The organism is Pseudomonas sp. PAMC 25886, assembly GCF_000242655.1.
GTDB lineage: Bacteria > Pseudomonadota > Gammaproteobacteria > Pseudomonadales > Pseudomonadaceae > Aquipseudomonas.
The window spans coordinates 42,631-66,232 of record NZ_AHHC01000070.1 but is presented as its reverse complement, the minus strand read 5'-3'; the positions used below and the strand labels follow the sequence as shown (position 1 = coordinate 66,232).

Sequence of the window (23,602 nt, the reverse complement as noted above, 5' to 3'; positions counted from 1 at the left end):
GCGCATCCTGCACCCCGTCTCGGTAACCGCGCCAGTGTACTCACCCCCGCGCAACCAATCCTGTACAAGACGCACAAACTGACATTTTTTCGCTGAAGACGCCCCTGCCCGAATCCGTCACCTGACTAAGCTATAAATCTTCCACTGTCTGTGTGCGGAACTGCGAAATGAATGATGTTTCAGCGATCTATGCCTGGGAAGGCGTCAACCGCAAAGGGCGCAAAGTGTCTGGGGAAACCAGCGGCCATAATCCTGCGTTGATCAAGGCGCTATTGCGCCAACAAGGGATCAGCCCCGGGCGTGTACGGAAAAAAATCACCGGCTGGCCGAGCCTGGCTACGCCAGTCAAGCCGGCAGAGATCGCCCTCTTCACTCGCCAACTGGCAACGCTGCTAAAGGCCGGCATCGCGCTTTTGCAGGCACTGGACATCATCGCCGAAGGCGTCGACAACCCGCACCTGCGTGCCCTGGTTCAGGGCTTGAAACAGGAGATCGCCGCCGGCAGCAGCCTGACCGCCGCCTTGCAGAAACAGCCACGTTACTTCGATGAGCTGTACTGCAACCTGATTGCAGCGGGTGAGCAGGCGGGCGCACTCGAGGCACTGCTGGAACGGGTCGCCATTCACCTGGAAAAAAGCCAACAGTTGAAAGCCAAAATCAAAAAGGCCATGACCTATCCCATGACCGTTCTGGCAGTCGCCACCCTGGTCAGTGCGATCTTGCTGATTCACGTCGTGCCGCAGTTCCAGGGCCTGTTTGCCGGCGTCGATGCCGAGTTGCCGGGCTTTACCCTCGGGGTCATCAGCCTGTCGGAGTTTATGCGGCATAACGGCTGGGTGCTGATCCTGGTCGCGGGCACCAGTTTTGCGGGGCTGCGCAAAGCCTATCGCTCATCGACAGGCTTTCGTCACTGGCTCGATGCCAGTTTGTTGAAAGCACCCGTGGCAGGCACACTGCTGAAAAAATCGGCGGTCGCCCGCTACGCCCGCACGCTCTCGACGACCTTTGCTGCGGGCGTACCACTGGTGCAAGCACTGGATTCAGTGGCAGGCGCCACGGGGAATGGGCTGTTCAAACAGGCAATCAATCGTATGCGCCACGACGTATCAACCGGAACCCAACTGAATGAATCCATGGCTGTCAGCGGCCTGTTTCCCGGCATGGCGATCCAGATGACCGCCATCGGCGAGGAGTCGGGCACGCTCGACCATATGCTGGAAAAAGTCGCCAGCCATTACGAGGCAGACGTCGACCACCTGGTGGACAACCTCACCAGCCTGATGGAGCCGCTGATCATGGTGGTACTGGGGGGCATCGTCGGGGCTTTGGTGCTCGCCATGTACCTGCCGATCTTTCAGCTCGGTACGGCCTTTTGAGCACGCCACTGACTGAAATCCTTGTTTATCAGCCCTGGGTGTTTGTATCAGGCGCACTGGTGCTGGGGCTTATTGTCGGCAGCTTTATCAACGTGCTGGTGTGGCGCCTGCCAAAGATGCTGGAGCGTGAATGGCGAGCCCAGGCCCATGAAGTCCTTGGCCTTCCCGCCGAGCCCGCTGCCGCCCCCTATAACCTGATGCGGCCCAACTCCTGCTGCCCGAACTGCAGCCACCCGATTCGCCCCCGGGAAAATATTCCGCTGGTCAGCTATTTACTGCTCAAAGGGCGCTGCTCAAGTTGCGATCAACCTATCGGCTCGCGGTACCCCTTCACCGAATTGGCGTGCGGGTTGATCTCTGCGGTTGTCGCCTGGCATTTCGGTTTTGGCTGGGCAGCCGGTGCGGTGATGGTGTTGAGTTGGGGACTGCTGGCGATGAGCCTGATCGATGTCGATCACCAACTGCTGCCGGACGCGCTGGTGCTGCCGTTGCTGTGGATGGGGCTGATCCTCAACAGTGTTGGCGTTTTTGTGTCATTGCCCGATGCGCTCTGGGGTGCGGTAGCCGGCTACACGAGCCTGTGGTCGGTGTTCTGGTTGTTCAAGCTGATTACCGGCAAGGACGGTATGGGTTACGGTGATTTCAAGTTACTCGCAATGCTCGGCGCCTGGGGCGGCTGGCAAATTCTGCCGATGACGCTGTTGCTGTCATCCCTGGTGGGCGTGATGGGTGGCCTGGTTCTATTGCGCCTGCGCAAAGCCCAAGCCTCCACTCCAATGCCTTTTGGTCCGTATCTGGCAATTGCCGGCTGGATTGCATTGCTCTGGGGTGGTCAAATAACCGACTTCTATTTGCAGTCTGTCGGTTTCAGATGACCACTTCTGTTGCAACACCCTGGATTCTCGGCCTCACTGGCGGTATCGGCAGTGGCAAAAGCGCGGCAGCTGAACACTTCGTACGGCTTGGCGTGGACCTGATTGACGCCGACCACGCCGCGCGCTGGGTAGTCGAGCCCGGGCGCCCTGCCCTGGCGCAGATTGCCGAGCATTTCGGGGCGAGCGTGCTACAGCCTGACGGGCAACTGAACCGTGGGGCGCTGCGCAAGCTGATCTTCGAAGTGCCTGACGAACGCCGTTGGCTGGAGGCGTTGCTGCACCCGCTGATCACCGAAGAGATTCGCAGCCACCTGGCGCGCGCCCAATCGCCTTACGCGATCCTGGTGTCACCGTTGCTGATCGAGTCCGGCCAGTACACCATGACCCAGCGCGTGCTGGTGATCGACGTGCCGCAATCGTTGCAGATTCAGCGTACCCTGCAGCGCGACGGCATCAGCGAAGAACAGGTGCAGGCGATTCTCAAGGCCCAGGCCACCCGTGAAGACCGCCTGCGCCACGCCGATGACGTGCTGGTCAATGACCAGGACCTGGCCCGGCTGCATGCCGAGGTCGAGCGACTGCACCACTTTTACCTTACTTTGCGTGGAGGCCGATCATGAGCCAACCCTTGACCGTCGAATGCCCAACCTGCGGTGCACCCGTGGAATGGAAAGCGACCAACCCCAACCGCCCGTTTTGCTCGGACCGCTGCAAACTGATCGATCTGGGCGCCTGGGCGTCGGAAGAACACAAGATCCCGGTCAGCCCGGACGCCGAAGACGAACTGTTCTCCGAAGACTTTCAGCCCAAACACTAAGGCCGCATAAAGCCATAGTCCTGCTGGTCGTCGAGATTCTCTGCAAGGTATTGCAGCTCGTCGGCCAGGTCTTCAAAACTGCGCACGCCCTTGCTCTGCTGCACCACCGCACTGAGCATGGCCCGCAGGGTCAAGCCCGGGTCAAAGCCGATTTCCTGCGCCGCGTCCTGGCTTCTGCGTAACTCCTGCCGCGCCCACTCGTACACACTCATGATTCCGTGCTCCTGGAAATTTTGCAGAGCATGCGACCACTTGCGCGTGCAGGATTTGACCTGGATCAAGGCCGTGGATCGTCATCCTTCCAGGGCGCCGAGAGGTAGCGGGTGCGGTTGAATGTCTCCAGCCACTCCGGGCAGAACACCACCAGGGCGCTGATCACCATGCCGTTGATAAAGGCCTCGGGAAAAATGATCAGCCACAAATAGCCGACAAAATCCTCGATCCACTCCGGCATCGCAAAACGGCCGTCGAACCACAACAACCCCAGGCCCACCAGCAGGCACAACAAAGCCGACAACGCGGCCGCGAAAAATCCCGAGCAGAAGATATACACAAAGGGATTGCGCGGCTTCGCCCGCTCCACCAGCAGCGCACAGCCTTCGGTGACCAGTACCGGCAGCAGGATCAGCAGCATGCCATTGACACCCACGGCGGCCAGGTCCTGGCGGCCGAGCAACACCAGGCCGAGCTGTGCGGCCAAGCCACCGACGATCGCCAGGGGCCAATCGAGCAGCAAGGTCACGGCGGTCATGCCGATGAAGTGGTAGGACACCCCCGTGTCGAAATCCCGGCGTACCAGCCACAACATAAACAGCGCGAACACCGTGCCAAACAGCAAATGCTGGCGCCGCCGGTCAGCAAACAGCTCGACCCACGGCGAGCGCAGGAGCGCCCACATCACCACCGGCGCATACAGCAGCCAGCCGATGCTGAGGGTTTCCGGCGCCAGCACCGCGGCGCTGATCACGGCTGCACCTGCTCCAGGGCCTGGCGCAACTCAGCGGCGGAGTCGTATTCATGCTGTGCCACCAGCTTGCCGTGATCCAGTTGCAGCCACAGCACTTTATCCACAGCAGCCGGATAGCGCGGGCTTATACGCGCATCGCGATCAAGCATGACCCGATAGTTGTAGGCCTGCATGGCCGGCACCGCGAACATCTTCGCAATCAGCCGCGGCATGCGCTGGATATCGGCGAGAAACACCGCATGTCGCGCCTCCAGATAGCCCTTGGGCTGCCCTTGCAGCGCTGCGTCGACGATTTTTGCGGCGTCCATGCTGCGCGCTACCAACAAGGATTGCGCCTGGTCATCCAGGGTGTAGGCCTGGTCGAACTGGTCAAGCAATGTCCAGGGTGCAACACGCTCACCCACTTCGACGGCCTGGGCCCACACGGGTAAAAGACTCAAGAACAGCACCACAAAAAACTTCACTGCACACTCCTCATGCCTGGGGGAACTGTCGAGTAGCCAGTCTACACCGACCTTTTGATACGGGACTTCCTGCGGTCATCATTTGGACGCTAAGCTGGTGACATGGATGACTCAGATTATTTGCGCCTGCTCACCGTAGCGGCCGAACAAGCCAATGCGTTCCTGTCCAATGCCCGCAAATGGGAGCGTGAGCGTTGGGTCTGCCAGCGCCTGCTGCAAGGCTTGAACGTGCCCTACCGCGCCGAAGAATTCCACGCCGCCGGGCAAGAGCCGCCGGATGTGCTGTTTCGCGATGCCAGCTTCGAGGTGTTTTTCGTACTCGATGAAGGCCGGCGCCTGAACGACGAGTGGCGCGACGAACTGCTGCGTCGGCGCAGCGCCTTTTCCCTGAGCCAACTGGTTCGACGAGAAGCCAAACCCCGGCGCATTCCCGCCCACGAATTCCTGCTGCGCCTGGCGCCCACACTGCGCAAGAAGGCGCACAACTATAAAGAGCGCGGGATGGACCTGGGGGAGCTGGACCTCATCGCCTTCGCCAGCCTCAAGCGCGAAGTACTGGACCTCAACAGCCATTTTCCACCACCCACCGAGTACCTGCGCCAGGGGTGGCGCTCACTGTCCCTCGTGGGTCCGACCTTTGCGCGCGTATTGTTTGCTCATCCGGACGCTCCGGACTTCTTGCGCAACAATCTGGGGCGCAGCATAGTGTTTGATGTGGGCATCAGCCTGTGATCAGGTTGGCGACTATGCTTCTGGCAATGCCGCCAATCACCCGACTGTAACGTGGCGCCCTTCAGCAACGTCTACCTGACGAGGCCTTTATGACCAGCCGCCTGAACCCCGACGACCAACAGCATGTCGAAGAGTACCTGCAACTGTCCCAGAACCAAGTCGAGCGCAAGCCTTTCCGGCCCTGGCTGCTCCTTGCCGTGGTGCTGGTTGCAGTGATCGGCCTGGGTTTGCTGAGCCGTCTTTTGAGTTACCTGACGCTATGAGCTGCCTTGCGCTCGCTCGGGTAACCGCACCGATTTCTTTTAGCCTTGCGAGATATCCCCATGACCCATCGTATTATTATCGTCGGCGGCGGCGCCGGCGGCCTGGAGTTGGCTACCCGCCTGGGTAAGACTCTGGGCAAGCGCGGCACCGCCAGCATCACGCTGGTGGACGCCAACCTGACCCATATCTGGAAACCCTTGCTCCACGAGGTGGCGGCCGGATCGCTGAACTCTTCGGAAGACGAACTCAACTATGTTGCCCAAGCCAAATGGAACCACTTCGAGTTCCAGCTGGGGCGCATGAGCGGGCTCGATCGTGAGCAGAAAAAAATCCAGCTGGCCGCCACCCTCGACGAAGAAGGCCGAGAACTGGTGCCTGCACGCGTGCTGGGCTATGACAGCCTGGTGATCGCGGTCGGCAGCACCACCAATGACTTCGGCACCGAGGGCGCGGCGCAGCACTGCCTGTTCCTCGACACCCGCAAACAGGCCGAGCGTTTCCACCAGCAATTGCTCAACCACTATCTGCGAGCCCATGCGGGGCAGACGGATGTGGTGGAGCAGATCAGCGTCGCCATCGTCGGTGCCGGTGCCACCGGGGTCGAGCTGGCCGCCGAGCTACATAACGCTGCCCATGAACTGGCGGCCTACGGCCTGGACAAGATCAAGCCGGAAAACATGCACATCACCCTGATAGAAGCCGGTCCACGGGTGTTGCCCGCCCTGCCGGAGCGAATTGGCGGGCCTGTGCATAAAACCCTGGAGAAACTCGGGGTGACTGTACTGACCAACTCCGCCGTAAGTGAGGTGACTGCCGACGCCCTGATCACCAGCAGCGGCCAGATCATTCCGGCCAGCCTCAAGGTCTGGGCTGCCGGGATCCGTGCGCCAGGGTTCCTCAAGGACATCGATGGCCTGGAAACCAACCGTATCAACCAGCTGCAAGTGCTGCCGACCCTGCAAACCACCCGCGACGAGAATATCTTCGCCTTTGGTGATTGCGCGGCCTGCCCACAAGCCGGCACCGACCGCAATGTGCCACCGCGGGCCCAGGCGGCTCACCAGCAGGCTTCGTTGCTGGCCAAGTCACTGAAACTGCGGATTGAGGGCAAGGACCTGCCGTCGTACAAGTACACCGACTACGGCTCGCTGATCTCGCTGTCGCGTTTTTCGGCAGTGGGTAACTTGATGGGCAACCTGACCGGCAGCGTGATGCTGGAAGGCTGGCTGGCACGGATGTTTTATGTGTCGCTGTACCGCATGCACCAGATGGCGCTGTATGGCTTCTTCCGCACGGCGATGCTGATGCTGGGAAGCAAGATTGGGCGCGGGACCGAGCCGCGCCTGAAACTGCACTGACAGCACGTTCCGGGATAGGACTCGGTTAGTGTGGGAGCGGGCTTGCTCGCGAAAGCGGTGGTTCAGTGCCAGATGTACTGACTGACACACCGCTTTCGCGAGCAAGCCCGCTCCCACATTTGTTTTGTGGTGCGGCCGGGATTCCGCGGGCAAAAAAAATCCCCGTATCTTTCGATACGAGGATTTTTAATATGGTCGGGGTAAGGGGATTCGAACTCCTGACATCCTGCTCCCAAAGCAGGCGCGCTACCGGACTGCGCTATACCCCGGTAAAAAAAAGGCGACCTCTCAGTCGCCTTCTTCGATCAGCGCTTTTGGCCTCTGATCTTAAGATTCGATTCCAGCATTAACTGGTCTCAAAAATGGTGGGTCGTGTGGGATTCGAACCTACGACCAATTGGTTAAAAGCCAACTGCTCTACCAACTGAGCTAACGACCCAAATATGGTCGGGGTAAGGGGATTCGAACTCCTGACATCCTGCTCCCAAAGCAGGCGCGCTACCGGACTGCGCTATACCCCGGTTTGAAATTGGCTCCGTGACCAGGACTCGAACCTGGGACCCAATGATTAACAGTCATTTGCTCTACCGACTGAGCTATCACGGAACTACATATTTCAAAGTGTTACGTTGTTGCTTGTTACCTTCTCTTCGACGCTTCCGTATCGCTACGTTAGTGCCTCTGAGGCGCGCTATTCTACAATCTTAAAAACCTCTGTCAACCCTTTAAATTGCTTTTAAGACAAGGATTTGCGCTTCTTTCTGATTTCTTCTTGGGGAGAAGAAACCGTTGGGCTGACGTTGCTGCGGGGCGCACTTTACAAGCCTTTGCCTTACAGTTCAACGCCCTATCGAAAAAAAAGGCCCCGCAATGCGGGGCCTCTTGTTACAGCGCTACAGCCTGAACTCAGTGGAAGACGATTTCGTCGTTCTCCACCATCGCCTCGACGCTGGTGCCCGGCATAAAGCTGCCCGACAGGATCAGCTGTGCCAGCGGGTTCTCTATCCAGCGCTGGATCGCACGCTTCAACGGCCGTGCGCCATACACTGGGTCGTAACCGACGGCGATCAGCTTGTCCAACGCCTCGCGGCTCAGCTCCAGCGACAACTCGCGCTCCGCCAGGCGGCTGCGCAGGCGGCCCAACTGGATCTCGGTGATGCCCGCGATCTGATCCCGCGCCAAAGGCTCAAAGATCACCACTTCATCGACCCGGTTGATGAACTCCGGCCGGAAGTGGCTGGTCAGCGCGTCCATCACGGCTGCGCGCTGGGCTTCACGATCACCCACCAGTTCCTGGATCTGTACCGAGCCCAGGTTGGAGGTCATCACAATCACCGTATTACGGAAATCCACGGTACGCCCGTGGCTGTCCGTCAGCCGGCCATCTTCCAACACTTGCAGCAACACGTTGAACACATCCGGGTGGGCCTTCTCGACCTCGTCCAGGAGGATCACCGAGTAAGGCTTGCGCCGTACTGCTTCGGTCAGGTAACCGCCCTCCTCGTACCCGACATAGCCTGGTGGCGCCCCGATCAGGCGAGCCACGGAATGTTTCTCCATGAACTCGGACATATCGATCCGCACCATGGCCTCTTCGGTATCAAAGAGGAACTCGGCCAAGGCCTTGCACAGCTCAGTCTTACCCACGCCGGTCGGGCCGAGGAACATGAACGAGCCGCTCGGACGGTTCGGGTCGGACAACCCGGCCCGGGAACGCCGTACCGCGTTCGACACCGCAACCACCGCCTCTTCCTGGCCGATGACGCGCTGGTGCAACAGGCTTTCCATCTTCAGCAGCTTGTCGCGCTCGCCTTCGAGCATTTTCGACACAGGGATACCGGTCCACTTCGAGACGACTTCGGCGATTTCTTCCTCGGTCACTTTACTGCGTAGCAACTGGTTCTCAGGTTTGCCGTGCTGGTCGACCATCTGCAGGCTGCGCTCCAGGTCCGGGATCACCCCGTACTGCAACTCGGCCATGCGGTTCAGGTCGCCTTTACGGCGGGCTGCTTCCAGTTCCTGACGGGACTGCTCAATCTTTTGCTGGATCTGTGCAGAACCCTGTACTTCAGCTTTTTCCGAGGTCCAGATTTCTTCGAGGTCCGAATACTCGCGCTCCAGACGAACAATTTCTTCCTGGAGTTTTTCCAGGCGTTTCTTCGCCGGCTCGTCTTCTTCTTTCTTCAGGGCCTGGGACTCAACCTTCAGCTGAATCAGGCGCCGATCCAGACGGTCCAGCACTTCGGGTTTCGAATCGATCTCCATGCGAATGCGGCTGGCCGCCTCGTCGATCAAGTCGATGGCCTTGTCCGGCAACTGACGATCAGTAATGTAGCGATGGCTTAATTTCGCCGCCGCAATGATCGCCCCGTCGGTGATCGCCACTTTATGGTGGACCTCATACCGCTCTTTCAGGCCACGCAGGATCGCGATGGTGTCTTCTTCGCTCGGTTCTTCCACCAGTACTTTCTGGAAGCGGCGCTCAAGGGCCGCATCTTTCTCGATGTACTGGCGATATTCGTTCAGTGTGGTCGCACCGACGCAATGCAACTCGCCGCGGGCCAGTGCCGGCTTGAGCATGTTGCCCGCGTCCATCGAGCCTTCGCCTTTACCGGCGCCGACCATGGTGTGCAGTTCGTCGATAAACAGAATGATCTGCCCTTCCTGCTTCGACAGTTCGTTCAGCAGGGATTTCAGGCGCTCTTCGAACTCGCCACGGAACTTGGCACCGGCAATCAGCGACCCCATGTCCAGGGACAGCAGGCGCTTGCCTTTAAGACCATCCGGCACTTCACCATTAATGATGCGCTGGGCCAGGCCTTCGGCAATCGCGGTTTTACCCACGCCAGGTTCGCCGATCAGCACCGGGTTGTTCTTGGTGCGACGCTGCAGGACCTGGATGGTGCGACGAATTTCATCGTCACGGCCGATCACCGGATCGAGCTTGCCTTCTTCGGCGCGCTTGGTCAGGTCGACGGTGTATTTGTCCAGGGCCTGGCGAGACTCCTCGTGGTTAGGGTCATTGACCGCCTCGCCACCGCGCAGGTTGTTGATGGCATTTTCCAGGGCTTTCTTGCTCACGCCCTGGCCCAGCAACAGTTTGCCGAGTTTGCTGTTGTCGTCCATCGCGGCGAGCAACACCACTTCACTGGAGATGAACTGGTCACCCTTCTGCTGGGCCAGACGGTCGGCCTGGTTCAACAGGCGCGCCAAGTCCTGGGACATATTCACGTCGCCAGTCGGATTTTGGATTTTCGGCAGTTGGTCGAGCTCTTTGCTCAACTCTTTGCGCAGGCTGTTGACGTCAAAGCCCACCTGCATCAACAAGGGTTTGATGGAACCGCCTTGCTGCTCCAGAAGCGCTTGCATCAAGTGCGCAGGCTCGATGGCCGGATGGTCCAGGCCAACCGCCAGAGATTGGGCGTCAGATAAAGCCAACTGCAATTTGCTGGTTAAACGATCAATACGCATTAGTCACCTTCCTTTTGAGCAGGCCGGAGCTATGAACAAACACATCCTGAATGAAGAAACCTGCCAGATACCCTTATAGATGGGGTGGATTCTGGAAGATTCAAGCGGGCTATTGCTGACTTGCGTCAGGATTGACCCAAGTCAAGAGAGTCTAGCGTTCAAGCCAGATAAGGGAGGCAAACCGACCCGTGCGCGGGCTGCGGCGGTAGGAATAGAAGCGAGGATCGGTCACCGTGCAGAAGCCGCCACCATAGACAGCAGTAACGCCGCAGGCTGCGAGACGCAGGCGGGCTAACTGATAAATATCGGCCATGAACTTGCCCGGGTTCTGACTGGGGACGAACGCCGCAATCGTTTCCGGAAGTTGCTGCATAAAGGCTTCACGCACTTCCGGGCCGACTTCAAAGGCTTGCGGGCCAATCGCCGGGCCCAGCCACACCAGTACGTCGGCAGGCTCGGGATCCAGGCTTTCAACGGTCGCTTCCAATACGCCAGCGGCCAGCCCACGCCAGCCGGCATGGGCTGCGGCCACGCGGGTGCCGGCGCGATTGCAAAACAAGGCAGGCAGGCAATCTGCCGTCATTGATGTGCAGGCGATGCCTGGGGTGCTGGTCCAACTGCCATCTGCTTCGGCAGTCCGACTTGGATCCGCCTCAACCACACCAACACCGTGAACCTGACGCAACCAGGCCGGCTGAATATTGAAGGCGTCGGTAAGGCGACGGCGATTTTCAAGGACGGCGTCGAGACTGTCCTCGACATGATCGCCAAGGTTGAGGCTGTCGAACGGCGCCACACTGACGCCGCCCGCACGGGTGGTAACACAGGCTTTCACCCCGGCCGGCGCGGGCCAGTCAGGAATCAGCCAGTCACTCATCCGATAAACGCCTCGCGATCCTGCTTGAGCAGCGACAACAACCAGACAAAATCGTCTGGAAGTGGCGATTCCCAGCTCATCCGCTTACCGCTCGTCGGATGATCCAGCTCCAGGAAGCGGGCATGCAGCGCCTGGCGCGGGAAGGTCTTCAGCGAATCAACCATGGTTGCACTGGCCGCAGGCGGAATACGGAAGCGGCCACCGTAGGCCGGATCTCCGACCAACGGGAAGTTGATGTGCGCCATGTGCACCCGAATCTGGTGGGTACGACCGGTTTCCAGCTTCACCCGCACGTGGGTGTGGGAGCGGAAACGCTCAAGTACACGGTAGTGGCTGACGGCCTGCTTGCCGCCTTCCATCACCGCCATGCGCTGGCGCTGCTGGCCGTGGCGACCGATCGGGGCATTGATTTTGCCACCCGCCGTTACCACGCCGATCACGATGCATTCGTAGATCCGGCTGACGCTGCGGCTCTGCAGTTGTGTGACCAGCTGCGTCTGCGCCTGAATGGTCTTGGCCACCACCATAAGGCCAGTGGTGTCCTTGTCCAGACGGTGCACGATGCCGCAGCGCGGGACATTGATGATGTCCGGCACGTGGTGCAGCAAGGCATTGAGCAGGGTGCCATCAGCGTGCCCGGCGGCCGGGTGAACCACGAGGCCTGCGGGTTTATTGATCACCAGGATGTCGTCGTCTTCGTAGACGATGTCCAGTTCAATGTCCTGGGCGATCCATTCTCCCTGGGCTTCCTGCTCGGCAGTCAGCTCAAGAATCGCACCACCATGGACTATGTCTCGCGGGCGGATAACCGCTCCATCCACAGTCAGGCGGCCGTCTTTGATCCAGGCGGAAAGGCGCGAGCGCGAGTGCTCAGCGAATAATTGTGCGGCGACTTGATCGAGGCGTTGGCCGCCCAATTCGGACGGCACCTCTGCGCGAAGTTCAATTTTATCGGACATGCTCAGACTAGGCGTGGCACAGCCTTTGGTTTCGGCTGCGCGCTTGTGGTTAAATACGGCGTCTTTTGCCCCGAGGCTTTCCAAGGGGCGCTCATCATAACAGGACGGCCCCGCCCAAGACAGCGGCCGTCATAGGGACGCAAGCCGCCATGCAAGTGAAACACCTGCTGCTGATCGCCATCCTCGCCATGACTGCTGCTTGCTCGTCAACAAAGGAAGTCGTCGACGAAAACCTGAGCGAGGTCGAGCTGTACCAACAAGCTCAGACCGACCTGAACAACCACAGCTACACCAGCGCCACGGCAAAGCTGAAGGCACTGGAGTCGCGGTATCCGTTCGGGCGCTACGCCGACCAGGCCCAGCTCGAGCTGATCTACGCCAACTACAAGAACGCCGAGCCGGAAGCTGCCAAGTCCGCCGCCGAGCGTTTTATCCGCCTGCACCCGCAACACCCGAACGTGGACTACGCCTACTACCTCAAGGGCCTGACCTCGTTTGACCAGGACGTTGGCCTGCTGGCGCGCTTCCTGCCGCTGGACATGACCAAGCGTGACCCGGGCGCTGCCCGCGACTCCTACAACGAGTTCGCCCAGCTGACCAGCCGCTACCCCAACAGCCGCTACGCGCCTGACGCCAAGCAGCGCATGATCTACCTGCGCAACCTGCTGGCTTCCTACGAGATCCACGTAGCCCACTACTACCTGACCCGTCAGGCGTATGTTGCTGCCGCGAACCGTGGCCGCTATGTAGTGGAAAACTTCCAGGAAACCCCGTCCGTGGGTGACGGCCTGGCCGTGATGACCGAGGCTTACCAGCGCCTGCACCTGGACGCCCTGGCCGCTACCAGCCTGGAAACCCTGAAGCTCAACTACCCGGACCACCCAAGTCTGAAGGACGGCCAGTTCGTACCGCAGGTAGCCGAAGCGGACAACCGTTCGTGGTTGAGCAAATACACCCTGGGCCTGATCGAGTCCCGTCCACCGCTGCCGCCGGGCGAAACCCGCGCCAACCAGGACATCATCAAGCAATACCAGGACGCCAAGGATTCGATTCCATCGGACCTCAAGCCTCGTGACGAAAACGGCGACATTATCGAAGAGCAAGGGCCTCAAGCCCTGGGCAACAACGAAGACCGCTCGTGGTTCAGCTACATGACTTTCGGTATCTTTGACTGATTGTTCGCTGCGATGCAAAAAGGGAGACCCTCGGGTCTCCCTTTTTTTTGCCTGCGATTTAATTCCGCTGTGCGCCTGTCACGTCCTTGGCTAAACTGCCGAATTCCTTGTCGAGAAGCTGCCCACCATGGTTCGTCTACTGTTCTGGATTGCCGTTATTGCTGCCGCGGTATGGTTTTGGCGCAAATTCAAAAGCCCGGCCGCCAAACAGCAGCGGCCCAGCGAACCCGGCACGATCCAGATGGTGCGTTGCGCCCACTGCGGCCTTCACCTGCCACAGGACCGAGCCTTGAGCCTGCGCCAGGAATGGTATTGCACCCAGGCGCATCTGGAGCAAGGGCCGAAGGCTATCCAGCGCTGATTCGGCCTGCCGGCGCGTACGGTGTCGGATCAATGATCGGCTGACGCTCCAGCAATAAATCGGCGAACAACTGGCAGGACGCCGGCGCCAGCACCAGGCCATTGCGGTAATGCCCGCAGTTGAGCCACAGCCCTTCAAACCCGGGCACCTTGCCAATATAGGGAATGCCTTCCGGCGAGCCGGGCCGCAAGCCGGCCCAATGTCCCACCACTTGAGCATCGGCCAGGGCCGGGATCAACTCGACGGCAGAGGCCTTCAGGCTTTCCAGCGCGGAATCGGTGGGGGTCTTGTCGAAGCCTTCATGCTCCAGCGTGCTGCCGATCAGAATGTGCCCATCGCGCCGGGGAATCGCATAACGGCCCTTGGCCAGGACCATGCTCGACAAAAAGTCCGACGCGCACTTGTACAAGATCATCTGGCCCTTGACCGGCTCCACGGGCAACGCCAACCCCAGGCTGCCCAGTAACTCACCGCTCCAGGCCCCGGCGGCGAGCACTACCTGATCACCACGGATCGGCCCAAGCGCCGTGTTCACACCAACAATCTTCCCGCCGTCCTGAATAAACCCATCAACCGCGCACTGCTCGTGAATCGTCACGCCTGGCAGGGCCAACAAGGCCGCCTTGAGGGATTTGACCAGTCGCGGATTACGCACATTGGCCACATCCGCCATATAGATCGCCTCGGAAAACCCGGTACCCAACACCGGCACAGCGTCATGGGCAGCTGAAACATCCACCTTGCTCAACGGACGGCCTTCGCGGGCGGCCCAGGCAAGCGCCTCGGCTTCATCGTCCAGATCCAACCAATACAGGCCCGTGGTGTGAACTTCCGGATCAACGCCAGTCGCTGCAAACAGACGCTCCGCGAGTTGCGGGTAAAAGTCCTGGGACCAATGCGCCAGGGCAGTTACCGCCGGGCTGTAGCGCCACGGGTACAGTGGGGAAACAATGCCGCCGCCTGCCCACGAAGACTCCTGCCCGACCGCCGAACGATCCAACAGCACCACCGCCTGCCCCTGGGTCGCCAGGTTGAACGCCGTCAACAACCCGATTACCCCACCACCCACAACCACTACTTGCTGTTGCTTAGCCATTGTTCGATCCAGCCGATAAAAAGAAAAAGGCACGCCCGGCGCCCAATCGTCCAGCTTCCTCATCATTGCCCCCAGCACGCCTTGCGGGTCATATCAGGCGCGGCTCCCGGATTGCTTCGCGCACCGGTACTGCTCAGGCTGAAGGCGGCACAGGGATCGCCGGCCATCACCGAGTCAATCGCCGGCGTGGCAAGCAGAATGAAATCCTGAGGGTTCAATGCAGGGGTGATTCTATAGCGATCATTGCCGGCGATGACGCCGGTCGCATCAATAAAAGTGCCGTTCCTCGCGTAATAGCGCTCAAGGAGCTGGGCCTGTTCAGTCAGCAACCCGGCAATTTCCGCACGATAGACCTTTTTCATATGGCTGGCATACCCGGGATAGGCAACCCCGGCCAGGAGGCCGATGATCGCCACGGCGATCAATAATTCGATCAGGGTGAAGCCTGTGCAATCCTTGCTCATCGTGCTGTTCACCTATTGAAGTTGCCGCCACATGATTCGTCGAAAACGCTCATCGGGGCCGCTGCCGACGCGCGCATACACAGATTCCAGGACCGATCGCGAGTGACCACTGACACCCACCGACGTCACGCGATAGAGAGTGGCCTGGATGTCTGCCGGGAGATGGGCCAAGCCCGTCCCCGGCCCCAGGTTTTGAATACCGTAGATGCCATCCTTCATCCCGATCCAAGTGACCGTCGACACGGGGTTCGTCCCCGGCCCCGCGACCGAAACCGACTCGGCAGGTGGCGCGCACGCGGCAATCGAGCGACAAGGGTGCAGGGCAAACCCGGGCGCCTGCACCACAGACTCGCCAAGCCTGAGGCCGCTTTCGGCCAGCTGAAACGACTGGTTGCGCTGGCGAACACCGCCGGTCATTTTTTCTTGCGAGATTGCCCCCTCCATCGAAGACAACCCGAGCAGCGCCAACAGCAGCAGAAAGACCAGGCTGATCAGCAACACCATGCCTGCCTGCCTTGAACGGGAGAAGTCATAAACCATGGGCCCGCTACTCCAGACGATTACGCAGCGCCGCTACAACGCTATAGGTCTGGTCTTTCACCAACCCCGCCGGATCCTGAAGCGTCAGTAAAATCCGCACGCTACGTATCAGCGACTCATCGCCGGGGTTGGGATCATATCGGGTGACAACCGTCGAGCCCGCCTTCCCGGCCACCCCGAAACTGATATCGAACGCCCCCACGTTATCCACAAGCACCGCCTTGCTCGGGGCCGCCAGCGTGCTGAACTTCAATTGCCCGCCCTCGAAGGTGTACGTCAGCCTGCGCAGTGGAAAGCGGATCTGCCCGGGCGCGAGTGCCGGCGCGCTCCCCGCATAGGCTTGGGCAGCAACGGTGCAGTCGGAGAGCACTGTCCAATCGGGCTTGCTGCCGCCCTCTCCGACGCCAGCGGTCACCAGCGTCAGGGACCGGGAGCTGCCGGTGGCACTCCAGCCGATGGGCCGATCGAAACCCGCAGGCGCGTTGCTGATCGAGGCCGTGGACAGGCAACCGAACATGCCTGCCTGGCGTATTTCCTGAATCAGCTTGCCGAGGACGAACCGTGCATCATCCTGCAGCAGCGAAGCTGCACGCTGACTGGCATGAGTGATTCGGGAGCTGAGCGCAATCTGCGTCACGCCCAGGATCAGCACCAGGCCGAGGGCCAATGCCAGCAGCATCTCCACCAGACTGAAACCGCGACCTGGGCCTCTCATGGCCGCACCCTCGGGTCGACGGCAACCCGACTGGTCAGGGTAAATGTTTCCCGGGCCCCTTGAGCCTTCGCGCCACGGGAGTCGTCCCAACTGATACTGATCGTCACCTCGCGCTGATTGACCACCACCGAACCCTTGGCGCTCTCCCCGGCAAATCCTGCGATGTTGGCTTCGAAATCGTGCAGGTCCAGATCACGGACACTCGCGACCGAAGTACTCGCAGGCGCGCGCTCGCTCTGCCCCCACGAATAATCGGCACCGGAGTTGGCACGGATCCGGTCAAGCATGTCGTACGCAATGAAACTGGCCTGACTGGTCATCCTGGAACTGTCGGTGTATTTCAACGAATTGAGCTGAATCACCGCCGCCCCCAGCAGGCCAATGGCCAGGATCAGTACAGACACCAAAACCTCGACCAGGGTCATCCCGACCTGGGTCGGTCGAGGGTGAAATATTGCAGGGCACGTATTCATTACCGTCGCCATCCATGTCGAAGGTCGTCAAAAAAAGCAGCGGGAAATCCGCAGTGCGACGCAAGACTAGCGCCGGTCTTGCCCAAGCGCTGCACCCCGGAACAAAGCGAAATACTTTGGACTACATGGCCACCATTCGACGCCGCGACCCGGGCGCTATAACTATGTCTGCCATCCGGCACCGACTGAAAAAGCACACCGCGTCCACGGAGGGACGGCACATGAAACAACGAGGTTTCTCGCTGATCGAGCTGATACTGGGCCTGTTCCTGAGCGGCATCCTGGCCAATCTGGCAGTGCCGAGCCTCAAGGGGCTGCTTGAGTCGCAACGACGCCAGGGCGCCGCCGAATCCCTCGCCAGCGGGGTACGTTATGCGCGCACGGAAGCCATCGCACGCAATCGCACGGTGGTCATCCATGCATTGGACGATGACTGGAGTCGGGGATGGAGGGTAATACTGGACCTGAACGGTCGCGGCCATCTGGACGACGACAACCCGGTGCTGCTGGAGCGCCAGGACAGTGGGCAGATACCAATTGTGGGGAATACCCCGGTGAGAACCCAGATACGCTTCAGCGGCCTGGGTGAACCGCTGCTGTCAGCAGGGGCGTTCAGTGCTGGCACGGTTCACGTGTGTGCCACGGACCAGCAATTGAGCCTGTATCAGATAGTGCTGGCAGCCAGCGGGCGCATCAGCCTGCGCAGTAACAAGACCGAGCAGGCGTTGTGCCGAGGCTATGCCGGCACCCAGGGACTCAGAGCAGCGAACGAACCCGCAGCTCCTTGGGCATGGAGAAAGTGATGTTCTCTTCACGACCAGCCAGCTCATCGGCACCGGTTGCGCCCCAGGCCTGCAATTGTTGAATCACGCCACGCACCAGCACTTCCGGGGCCGAGGCACCCGCAGTGATACCAATGCGCTCGACACCGTCGAACCAGCTGCGCTGCATGTCTTCGGCACCATCGATCAGGTAGGCCGGAGTCGCCATGCGCTCGGCCAGCTCGCGCAGCCGATTGGAGTTGGAACTGTTCGGACTGCCCACCACCAGTACTACGTCGCATTCGTCAGCCAATTGCTTGACCGCATCCTGGCGGTTTTGCGTGGCGTAGCAGATGTCATCCTTGCGTGGCCCGCCGATGGCCGGGAAACGCGAGCGCAAGGCATCGATGACGCGGCTTGTGTCATCCATGGACAAGGTGGTCTGGGTGACGAAGGCCAGCTTTTCAGGGTTGTGCACCTGCAAGGCAGCGACGTCTTTTTCATCCTCTACCAGGTAGATCGCGCCGCCATTGCTGGCGTCGTACTGGCCCATGGTGCCTTCGACTTCCGGGTGACCGGCGTGGCCGATCAGGATGCATTCACGACCATCGCGGCTGTAGCGCGCAACTTCGATGTGCACTTTGGTCACCAGCGGGCAGGTAGCGTCGAACACTTTCAGGCCACGGCCTGCAGCTTCAGTACGCACCGCCTGGGAAACGCCGTGGGCGCTGAAGATGACGATAACGTCGTCCGGCACCTGGTCCAGTTCTTCAACGAAGATGGCGCCGCGACTGCGCAGGTCCTCGACCACGAATTTGTTGTGGACGACTTCATGACGCACATAAATCGGCGGCCCGAAGACTTCCAGGGCGCGGTTGACGATTTCAATCGCCCGGTCCACGCCGGCGCAGAAGCCACGGGGGTTGGCGAGTTTGATTTGCATGCTGTGCCTCGTGTCTTGCAACGCAAGAAATTGGAACATTGCGGCGCCGTTTACCAGCGCCGGCTTCGTCAGTCAGAGCGCTTTAACGTCGATGATTTCAACATCAAAGGTCAAGGTTTTCCCGGCCAACGGGTGGTTGAAGTCGATGGTCACTTGCGCGTCATCAAAGGCTTTCACCACACCTGGCAGCTCGGTATTCGCCGCATCATTGAAGATCACCAGCAAGCCTTCCGACAGCTCCATGTCCTGGAACTGCGAGCGCGGGATGATCTGCACGTTTTGCGGGTTGGGCTGGCCAAAGGCGTTTTCCGGCAGGATCTGCAGGTTGCGCTTGTCGCCGGCCTTGAAACCGAACAGGGCCGCTTCGAAGCCCGGCAGCAGGTTGCCGTCGCCAACCTTGAAGGTCGCCGGAGCCTTGTCGAACGTGCTGTCGACCGTGTCGCCATTCTCCAGGCGCAATGCGAAATGCAAGGTGACTTCCGTGTTCTGGCCGATGCGTTGCTCAGCCAATACCTGTTCAGTCATGAACGGTCTCTCCGGTTTTCTTACTTTTGAACATATCCAACGCCAGCATGATTGCACCGACGGTGATGGCGCTGTCAGCAAAGTTGAACGCCGGGAAGTACCAGCGGTTCTGCCAATGCACCAGAATGAAGTCGATCACATGGCCCAGGGCGATGCGGTCGTACAGGTTGCCCAATGCGCCACCCAGCACCAGGGCCAGCGCAACCGCCAGCCAGGTGTCATCGCGCCCCAGGCGCTTGAGCCAGACCACCAGCACCGCACTGACCACCACGGCGATCAAGGCAAACAGCCAGCGCTGCCAGCCGGAGCTGTCAGCCAGGAAGCTGAACGCAGCGCCGGTGTTGTAGGCCAGGGTCCAGCTGAAGTAGTCGGGAATCACCACGATCTGCTGGTACATCTGCAAGGCGCCTTCGAAATGAGCCTTGCTGAGCTGGTCAATGACCAGCACCAGCACGCTCAGTACGAGCAAGCCCAGGCGTCCAAAACGACTGGCTTTAGGCATAGTGACGAACCTCGCCAGCGCCAGAGATGTTGTCGACGCAGCGACCGCAGATTTCCGGATGCTCCGGGTTCACACCGACATCTTCACGGCAGTGCCAGCAACGGGCGCACTTGGCGAAGGACGACTTGACCACTTTGAGCTTGAGGCCCGGGACTTCAGTCGCGACGGCATCCGCAGGGGCTTGAGCAAACGGCGCCAGGCTGGCGGTGGACGTGATCAAGACAAAGCGCAGTTCGTTGCTCAGCTTGGCCAGGTCGGCGGTCAGGCCTTCCTCGGCAAACAGCGTGACTTCGGCCTGCAAGTTGCCGCCAACGGCCTTCGCCGCGCGCTGCACTTCCAGCTCCTTGTTCACCGCAACCTTGACCGCCATCACACCTTCCCAGTACTCGCGGCCCAGCTCGAAGTCGGCCGGCAGTTCGGTCAGGCCTTCGTACCAGGTGTTGAGCATCACGGACTCGTTACGCTCGCCCGGCAGGTATTCCCACAGCTCGTCGGCGGTGAAGGCCAGGATCGGCGCGATCCAGCGCACCAGCGCTTCAGAGATATGGTACAGCGCGGTCTGCGCCGAACGGCGGGCCTTGCTGTTGGCGCCGGTGGTGTACTGGCGGTCCTTGATGATGTCGAGGTAGAAACCACCCAACTCCTGCACGCAGAAATTGTGGATCTTCGAGTAGACGTTCCAGAAACGGTATTCGCCGTAGTGCTCTTGCAACTCGCGCTGCAGCAACAGGGTACGGTCCACGGCCCAACGGTCCAGGGCGAGCATGTCCTCGGCCGGCAGGATGTCGGTGGCCGGGTTGAAACCGGTCAGGTTCGACAACATGAAGCGTGCGGTATTACGGATCCGGCGGTACGCATCGGCGCTGCGCTGCAGGATCTGCTCGGACACGGCCATCTCGCCCGAATAATCGGTAGAGGCCACCCACAGGCGCATGATGTCGGCGCCCAGGGTGTCGTTGACCTTTTGCGGCGCGATCACGTTGCCCAAAGACTTGGACATCTTGCGACCGTTCTCGTCGACGGTGAAACCATGGGTCAGCAACTCGCGGTACGGGGCGTGATCGTCGATCGCACAACCGGTCAGCAACGAGGAGTGGAACCAGCCACGGTGTTGGTCGGAGCCTTCCAGGTACAGGTCGGCGCGCGGGCCGGTCTCGTGACCCATAGGGTGCGAGCCACGCAATACGTGCCAGTGGGTGGTACCCGAGTCGAACCACACGTCGAGGGTGTCGCTGATCTTGTCGTACAGCGGCGCTTCGTCGCCCAACAGCTCGGCGGCATCCAGCTTGAACCAGGCTTCGATACCCTCTTGCTCAACGCGCTGGGCAACCACTTCCATCAGCTCGACGGTACGTGGGTGCAGCTCGCCGCTTTCCTTGTTCAGGAAGAACGGGATCGGCACGCCCCAGTTGCGCTGGCGGGAGATGCACCAGTCCGGACGGTTGGCGATCATCGAGTGCAGGCGCGCCTGGCCCCAGGCCGGGACGAACTTGGTGTCTTCGATCGCCTTGATCGCACGCTTGCGCAGGGTTTCGCCGCTGGTCGGCTCTTTGTCCATGCCGATAAACCACTGCGCGGTGGCGCGGTAGATCAGTGGGGTCTTGTGGCGCCAGCAGTGCATGTAGCTGTGGGTGATGGTTTCGGTGTGCAGCAGCGCACCGACTTCAGCCAGCTTGTCGACGATCGCCGGGTTCGCCTTGAAGATGAACTGGCCACCGAAGAATTCCAGGGACGGCGCATACACCCCGTTGCTTTGCACTGGATTGATGATGTCGTCGTTGACCAGGCCGTACTGCTTGCAGATCACGAAGTCATCTACGCCATAGGCAGGCGAGCAGTGAACCACACCAGTGCCGGCGCCCAGTTCAACGTACTCGGCCAGGTAGATTGGCGACAGACGGTCGTAGAACGGGTGACGGAAGTTGATCAGCTCCAGCGCGGAGCCGGTAGTGGTCGCGATCACCGAGCCCTGCAGGTTGTAGCGGGTCAGGCACGACTCAACCAGCTCTTCAGCCAGCACCAGCAGCTTGTCACCGACGTCTACCAGGGCGTAGGTGAATTCCGGGTGCACGTTCAGCGCCTGGTTGGCCGGGATGGTCCACGGGGTGGTGGTCCAGATCACGATGGAGGCTGGCTTGGCCAGGCTCGCCAGGCCGAACGCTTCGGCCAGCTTGGCCTCGTCGGCGATCGGGAAGGCCACGTCGATGGTCGAGGACTTTTTGTCTTCGTATTCCACTTCTGCTTCGGCCAGGGCCGAGCCGCAGTCGAAACACCAGTTCACGGGCTTGAGGCCCTTGAACACGAAACCGCCCTTGACGATTTCGGCCAAGGCACGGATTTCACCGGCCTCGTTCTTGAAGTCCATGGTCTTGTACGGGTTGGCCCAGTCGCCCAACACACCCAGACGGATGAATTCGGACTTCTGCCCTTCGATCTGCTCGGTAGCGTAGGCACGGCACAGTTCGCGGGTTTTATCCGCGCCCAGGTTCTTGCCGTAGGTCACTTCGACTTTGTGTTCGATCGGCAGGCCGTGGCAGTCCCAACCCGGAACATAAGGCGCGTCGAAGCCCGAAAGGGTTTTCGAGCGGACGATCATGTCCTTGAGAATCTTGTTCAGCGCATGACCGATGTGAATCGTGCCGTTGGCATAAGGAGGGCCGTCGTGCAGGACGAATTTCGGACGATCCTTGCCAATCTCGCGCAACTTTCCGTACAGGCCAATACTGTCCCAGCGCTGCAGGATCTGCGGTTCGCGCTGTGGCAGGCCGGCCTTCATTGGGAAGGCGGTGTCCGGAAGGTTTAGCGTGGCTTTATAGTCGGTCATTTAAGGCTCTTCATTAGCGATGGGCGCTAGGTGCGGCTAGTGCACGGGCGGCGGCGACATCCGCATTGATCGCCGTTTTCAACGCCTCCAGGGAGGCGAAACGCTGCTCTTCACGCAGCTTTTGGTGGAAAGCCACCGTCAAACGCCGGTCATACAGATCACCGGCAAAATCCAAAAGGTGAACCTCCAGGTGGGCTTTGCCATCACCTGCAACCGTGGGCCTGACGCCTATGTTGGCGACTCCGGACCACGATTGGCCGTCGATGTCGACACTCACCAGGTAAACCCCGGTCAGCGGCACACGACGGCGCTTGAGTTGCACGTTGGCGGTTGGCGTGCCCAGTTGGCGCGCCAGCTTCTGGCCGTGCAGGACCCGCCCGGCAATCCGGAACGGGCGACCGAGCAAACGCTCGGCCAAGGCGAAGTCGGCAGCGGCCAGGGCGTTACGCACCTGGGTACTGCTCACGCGCAGGCCGTCCAGTTCGACGGTTTGCGCGGCTTCGACGGTAAAACCCTGGGTGACGCCGGCCTGCTGCAGGAAATCGAAATCCCCTACCCGGTCGCAACCGAAACGGAAGTCGTCGCCGACCTCCAGGTGCTGCACGCCCAGGCCGTCCACCAGGATACGGTCGACGAACTCGGCGGCACTGAGGCTGCGCAAGCGCTGGTTGAAAGCCAGGCAGAGGACACGGTCCACGCCCTCTTCCGCCAGCAGTTGCAGCTTGTCCCGCAGGCGGGCCAGACGTGCCGGCGCCGTTTCCGGGGTAAAGAATTCGCGGGGCTGTGGTTCAAAAATCACCACACAGCTGGGCACGCCCAACTCAACCGCACGCTCACGCAGGCGGGCCAGGATAGCCTGGTGGCCACGGTGAACACCGTCAAAGTTGCCAATAGTGGCGACGCAGCCCCGATGCTGGGGGCGCAGGTTGTGGAGACCTCGAACCAGCTGCATAACGCGCTTCTTGCTCATAAAGTGGTCGATTATAACCACACCCGGCCCCGGACGACAGGCAACAGCGCAGGCCATTTGTGCGAATCGATAAAACAACCGCTTTATCGACGA

General features: G+C 60.3%; 26 protein-coding genes and 4 tRNA genes. 10 read left to right on the top strand and 20 right to left on the bottom strand.

Going from position 1 to position 23,602, the window contains the following annotated elements; all coding sequences use genetic code 11:
* Positions 1-167: 167 nt before the first annotated feature.
* The 4 genes from MUM_RS0124145 to yacG are packed head-to-tail and all read left to right on the top strand — an operon-like array spanning position 168 to position 3,068.
* On the top strand, positions 168-1,376 hold the full coding sequence (locus tag MUM_RS0124145; protein ID WP_010175001.1) for a type II secretion system F family protein: 1,209 nt from the start codon (positions 168-170) through the stop codon (positions 1,374-1,376).
* Positions 1,373-2,251 (top strand): prepilin peptidase, encoded by an 879-nt coding sequence (locus tag MUM_RS0124140; RefSeq protein ID WP_010174999.1) that lies wholly within the window; start codon positions 1,373-1,375, stop codon positions 2,249-2,251. The genes MUM_RS0124145 and MUM_RS0124140 overlap by 4 nt, the downstream gene beginning before the upstream one ends.
* The gene (coaE, locus tag MUM_RS0124135; protein WP_010174998.1) at positions 2,248-2,871 is read left to right on the top strand and encodes a dephospho-CoA kinase; all 624 of its coding nucleotides are present in this window, start codon (positions 2,248-2,250) and stop codon (positions 2,869-2,871) included. Before MUM_RS0124140 ends, coaE begins: the two co-directional genes overlap by 4 nt.
* Positions 2,868-3,068 carry a DNA gyrase inhibitor YacG gene (gene yacG, locus MUM_RS0124130; protein ID WP_010174995.1) on the top strand — a complete coding sequence of 67 codons (201 nt, stop codon included), beginning with the start codon at positions 2,868-2,870 and terminating at the stop codon, positions 3,066-3,068. Before coaE ends, yacG begins: the two co-directional genes overlap by 4 nt.
* Here the strand turns inward: yacG and MUM_RS0124125 are convergent.
* From MUM_RS0124125 to MUM_RS0124115, 3 genes are all read right to left on the bottom strand, one after another.
* Entirely contained in the window at positions 3,065-3,280 is a 216-nt protein-coding gene (locus MUM_RS0124125; protein ID WP_003215917.1) for a hypothetical protein, read from the bottom strand. The genes yacG and MUM_RS0124125 overlap by 4 nt on opposite strands.
* A gap of 65 nt (positions 3,281-3,345) precedes the next feature.
* Positions 3,346-4,035: an energy-coupling factor ABC transporter permease gene (locus tag MUM_RS0124120; RefSeq protein WP_010174991.1), complete on the bottom strand. Its 690-nt coding sequence runs from the start codon at positions 4,033-4,035 to the stop codon at positions 3,346-3,348.
* Positions 4,032-4,499, bottom strand: coding sequence for a hypothetical protein (locus tag MUM_RS0124115; protein WP_010174989.1), 468 nt, complete (start codon positions 4,497-4,499; stop codon positions 4,032-4,034). Before MUM_RS0124115 ends, MUM_RS0124120 begins: the two co-directional genes overlap by 4 nt.
* 102 nt (positions 4,500-4,601) lie before the next feature.
* Here MUM_RS0124115 and MUM_RS0124110 point away from each other — a divergent pair, with 102 nt between their 5' ends.
* From MUM_RS0124110 to MUM_RS0124100, 3 genes are all read left to right on the top strand, one after another.
* A complete protein-coding gene (locus MUM_RS0124110) occupies positions 4,602-5,231 on the top strand; it encodes a DUF1780 domain-containing protein (protein ID WP_008437312.1) in 630 nt (209 codons plus the stop codon).
* 89 nt (positions 5,232-5,320) lie between these two features.
* Positions 5,321-5,494: a DUF3094 family protein gene (locus tag MUM_RS01000000132670; protein WP_010174986.1), complete on the top strand. Its 174-nt coding sequence runs from the start codon at positions 5,321-5,323 to the stop codon at positions 5,492-5,494.
* A gap of 60 nt (positions 5,495-5,554) precedes the next feature.
* Positions 5,555-6,853 (top strand): NAD(P)/FAD-dependent oxidoreductase, encoded by a 1,299-nt coding sequence (locus MUM_RS0124100; protein ID WP_010174984.1) that lies wholly within the window; start codon positions 5,555-5,557, stop codon positions 6,851-6,853.
* A 192-nt stretch (positions 6,854-7,045) separates the two neighbouring features.
* On the opposite strand, the gene MUM_RS0124095 is transcribed toward MUM_RS0124100, so the two are convergent.
* The 7 genes from MUM_RS0124095 to rluD form a co-directional block, all read right to left on the bottom strand.
* Positions 7,046-7,122 (bottom strand) — tRNA-Pro (locus tag MUM_RS0124095).
* A gap of 94 nt (positions 7,123-7,216) precedes the next feature.
* Positions 7,217-7,292 (bottom strand) — tRNA-Lys (locus MUM_RS0124090).
* 5 nt (positions 7,293-7,297) lie between these two features.
* A tRNA-Pro gene (locus MUM_RS0124085) sits at positions 7,298-7,374 on the bottom strand.
* A 9-nt stretch (positions 7,375-7,383) separates the two neighbouring features.
* Positions 7,384-7,459, bottom strand: a tRNA-Asn gene (locus MUM_RS0124080).
* A gap of 300 nt (positions 7,460-7,759) precedes the next feature.
* On the bottom strand, positions 7,760-10,324 hold the full coding sequence (clpB, locus tag MUM_RS0124075) for an ATP-dependent chaperone ClpB (protein ID WP_010174982.1): 2,565 nt from the start codon (positions 10,322-10,324) through the stop codon (positions 7,760-7,762).
* 151 nt (positions 10,325-10,475) lie between these two features.
* A complete protein-coding gene (gene pgeF / locus MUM_RS0124070; protein ID WP_010174980.1) occupies positions 10,476-11,201 on the bottom strand; it encodes a peptidoglycan editing factor PgeF in 726 nt (241 codons plus the stop codon).
* Positions 11,198-12,160: a 23S rRNA pseudouridine(1911/1915/1917) synthase RluD gene (gene rluD / locus MUM_RS0124065; RefSeq protein WP_003215899.1), complete on the bottom strand. Its 963-nt coding sequence runs from the start codon at positions 12,158-12,160 to the stop codon at positions 11,198-11,200. Before rluD ends, pgeF begins: the two co-directional genes overlap by 4 nt.
* Before the next feature lie 149 nt (positions 12,161-12,309).
* Here rluD and MUM_RS0124060 point away from each other — a divergent pair, with 149 nt between their 5' ends.
* Complete coding sequence (locus MUM_RS0124060; RefSeq protein ID WP_008432851.1) at positions 12,310-13,335, top strand: outer membrane protein assembly factor BamD; 1,026 nt, start codon at positions 12,310-12,312, stop codon at positions 13,333-13,335.
* A gap of 127 nt (positions 13,336-13,462) precedes the next feature.
* Positions 13,463-13,696 carry a PP0621 family protein gene (locus MUM_RS0124055; RefSeq protein ID WP_010174976.1) on the top strand — a complete coding sequence of 78 codons (234 nt, stop codon included), beginning with the start codon at positions 13,463-13,465 and terminating at the stop codon, positions 13,694-13,696.
* Here the strand turns inward: MUM_RS0124055 and thiO are convergent.
* From thiO to pilV, 5 genes are all read right to left on the bottom strand, one after another.
* A complete protein-coding gene (gene thiO / locus MUM_RS0124050; RefSeq protein WP_010174974.1) occupies positions 13,683-14,792 on the bottom strand; it encodes a glycine oxidase ThiO in 1,110 nt (369 codons plus the stop codon). The two genes, MUM_RS0124055 and thiO, sit on opposite strands and share 14 nt — an antisense overlap.
* Before the next feature lie 62 nt (positions 14,793-14,854).
* A complete protein-coding gene (locus MUM_RS0124045) occupies positions 14,855-15,256 on the bottom strand; it encodes a type IV pilin protein (RefSeq protein WP_010174972.1) in 402 nt (133 codons plus the stop codon).
* A 12-nt stretch (positions 15,257-15,268) separates the two neighbouring features.
* Positions 15,269-15,796 (bottom strand): pilus assembly PilX family protein, encoded by a 528-nt coding sequence (locus tag MUM_RS0124040; RefSeq protein ID WP_010174970.1) that lies wholly within the window; start codon positions 15,794-15,796, stop codon positions 15,269-15,271.
* A gap of 7 nt (positions 15,797-15,803) precedes the next feature.
* Positions 15,804-16,511, bottom strand: coding sequence for a PilW family protein (locus MUM_RS0124035; protein WP_029616073.1), 708 nt, complete (start codon positions 16,509-16,511; stop codon positions 15,804-15,806).
* A complete protein-coding gene (gene pilV / locus MUM_RS0124030; RefSeq protein ID WP_032882132.1) occupies positions 16,508-16,984 on the bottom strand; it encodes a type IV pilus modification protein PilV in 477 nt (158 codons plus the stop codon). The genes MUM_RS0124035 and pilV overlap by 4 nt, the downstream gene beginning before the upstream one ends.
* A 221-nt stretch (positions 16,985-17,205) precedes the next feature.
* Here pilV and MUM_RS0124025 point away from each other — a divergent pair, with 221 nt between their 5' ends.
* A complete protein-coding gene (locus MUM_RS0124025) occupies positions 17,206-17,787 on the top strand; it encodes a GspH/FimT family pseudopilin (protein ID WP_010174964.1) in 582 nt (193 codons plus the stop codon).
* On the opposite strand, the gene ispH is transcribed toward MUM_RS0124025, so the two are convergent.
* The 5 genes from ispH to ribF all read right to left on the bottom strand — a co-directional run bounded on the left by ispH (position 17,741) and on the right by ribF (position 23,491).
* Positions 17,741-18,688: a 4-hydroxy-3-methylbut-2-enyl diphosphate reductase gene (gene ispH, locus MUM_RS0124020; RefSeq protein WP_010174963.1), complete on the bottom strand. Its 948-nt coding sequence runs from the start codon at positions 18,686-18,688 to the stop codon at positions 17,741-17,743. The genes MUM_RS0124025 and ispH overlap by 47 nt on opposite strands.
* Positions 18,689-18,760: 72 nt before the next feature.
* Positions 18,761-19,198: an FKBP-type peptidyl-prolyl cis-trans isomerase gene (fkpB, locus tag MUM_RS0124015; RefSeq protein WP_003215879.1), complete on the bottom strand. Its 438-nt coding sequence runs from the start codon at positions 19,196-19,198 to the stop codon at positions 18,761-18,763.
* 7 nt (positions 19,199-19,205) lie between these two features.
* The gene (lspA, locus tag MUM_RS0124010; protein ID WP_010174962.1) at positions 19,206-19,715 is read right to left on the bottom strand and encodes a signal peptidase II; all 510 of its coding nucleotides are present in this window, start codon (positions 19,713-19,715) and stop codon (positions 19,206-19,208) included.
* A complete protein-coding gene (gene ileS, locus MUM_RS0124005) occupies positions 19,708-22,539 on the bottom strand; it encodes an isoleucine--tRNA ligase (RefSeq protein ID WP_010174961.1) in 2,832 nt (943 codons plus the stop codon). Before ileS ends, lspA begins: the two co-directional genes overlap by 8 nt.
* 13 nt (positions 22,540-22,552) lie before the next feature.
* Positions 22,553-23,491 carry a bifunctional riboflavin kinase/FAD synthetase gene (gene ribF, locus MUM_RS0124000; protein WP_010174960.1) on the bottom strand — a complete coding sequence of 313 codons (939 nt, stop codon included), beginning with the start codon at positions 23,489-23,491 and terminating at the stop codon, positions 22,553-22,555.
* Positions 23,492-23,602 lie beyond the last annotated feature (111 nt).

Bases quoted from the DNA above. Each gene is read 5' to 3' on its own strand.
- ileS (WP_010174961.1), bottom strand. From the start codon at position 22,539: ATGACCGACTATAAAGCCACGCTAAACCTTCCGGACACCGCCTTCCCA.
- MUM_RS0124025 (WP_010174964.1), top strand. From the start codon at position 17,206: ATGAAACAACGAGGTTTCTCGCTGATCGAGCTGATACTGGGCCTGTTC.
- MUM_RS0124110 (WP_008437312.1), top strand. From the start codon at position 4,602: ATGGATGACTCAGATTATTTGCGCCTGCTCACCGTAGCGGCCGAACAA.
- MUM_RS0124055 (WP_010174976.1), top strand. From the start codon at position 13,463: ATGGTTCGTCTACTGTTCTGGATTGCCGTTATTGCTGCCGCGGTATGG.
- rluD (WP_003215899.1), bottom strand. From the start codon at position 12,160: ATGTCCGATAAAATTGAACTTCGCGCAGAGGTGCCGTCCGAATTGGGC.
- yacG (WP_010174995.1), top strand. From the start codon at position 2,868: ATGAGCCAACCCTTGACCGTCGAATGCCCAACCTGCGGTGCACCCGTG.
- MUM_RS0124125 (WP_003215917.1), bottom strand. From the start codon at position 3,280: ATGAGTGTGTACGAGTGGGCGCGGCAGGAGTTACGCAGAAGCCAGGAC.
- MUM_RS0124100 (WP_010174984.1), top strand. From the start codon at position 5,555: ATGACCCATCGTATTATTATCGTCGGCGGCGGCGCCGGCGGCCTGGAG.
- ribF (WP_010174960.1), bottom strand. From the start codon at position 23,491: ATGCAGCTGGTTCGAGGTCTCCACAACCTGCGCCCCCAGCATCGGGGC.
- MUM_RS0124145 (WP_010175001.1), top strand. From the start codon at position 168: ATGAATGATGTTTCAGCGATCTATGCCTGGGAAGGCGTCAACCGCAAA.
- MUM_RS01000000132670 (WP_010174986.1), top strand. From the start codon at position 5,321: ATGACCAGCCGCCTGAACCCCGACGACCAACAGCATGTCGAAGAGTAC.
- MUM_RS0124060 (WP_008432851.1), top strand. From the start codon at position 12,310: ATGCAAGTGAAACACCTGCTGCTGATCGCCATCCTCGCCATGACTGCT.
- MUM_RS0124040 (WP_010174970.1), bottom strand. From the start codon at position 15,796: ATGGTTTATGACTTCTCCCGTTCAAGGCAGGCAGGCATGGTGTTGCTG.
- MUM_RS0124045 (WP_010174972.1), bottom strand. From the start codon at position 15,256: ATGAGCAAGGATTGCACAGGCTTCACCCTGATCGAATTATTGATCGCC.
- coaE (WP_010174998.1), top strand. From the start codon at position 2,248: ATGACCACTTCTGTTGCAACACCCTGGATTCTCGGCCTCACTGGCGGT.
- pgeF (WP_010174980.1), bottom strand. From the start codon at position 11,201: ATGAGTGACTGGCTGATTCCTGACTGGCCCGCGCCGGCCGGGGTGAAA.
- pilV (WP_032882132.1), bottom strand. From the start codon at position 16,984: ATGAATACGTGCCCTGCAATATTTCACCCTCGACCGACCCAGGTCGGG.
- lspA (WP_010174962.1), bottom strand. From the start codon at position 19,715: ATGCCTAAAGCCAGTCGTTTTGGACGCCTGGGCTTGCTCGTACTGAGC.
- clpB (WP_010174982.1), bottom strand. From the start codon at position 10,324: ATGCGTATTGATCGTTTAACCAGCAAATTGCAGTTGGCTTTATCTGAC.
- MUM_RS0124035 (WP_029616073.1), bottom strand. From the start codon at position 16,511: ATGAGAGGCCCAGGTCGCGGTTTCAGTCTGGTGGAGATGCTGCTGGCA.
- thiO (WP_010174974.1), bottom strand. From the start codon at position 14,792: ATGGCTAAGCAACAGCAAGTAGTGGTTGTGGGTGGTGGGGTAATCGGG.
- ispH (WP_010174963.1), bottom strand. From the start codon at position 18,688: ATGCAAATCAAACTCGCCAACCCCCGTGGCTTCTGCGCCGGCGTGGAC.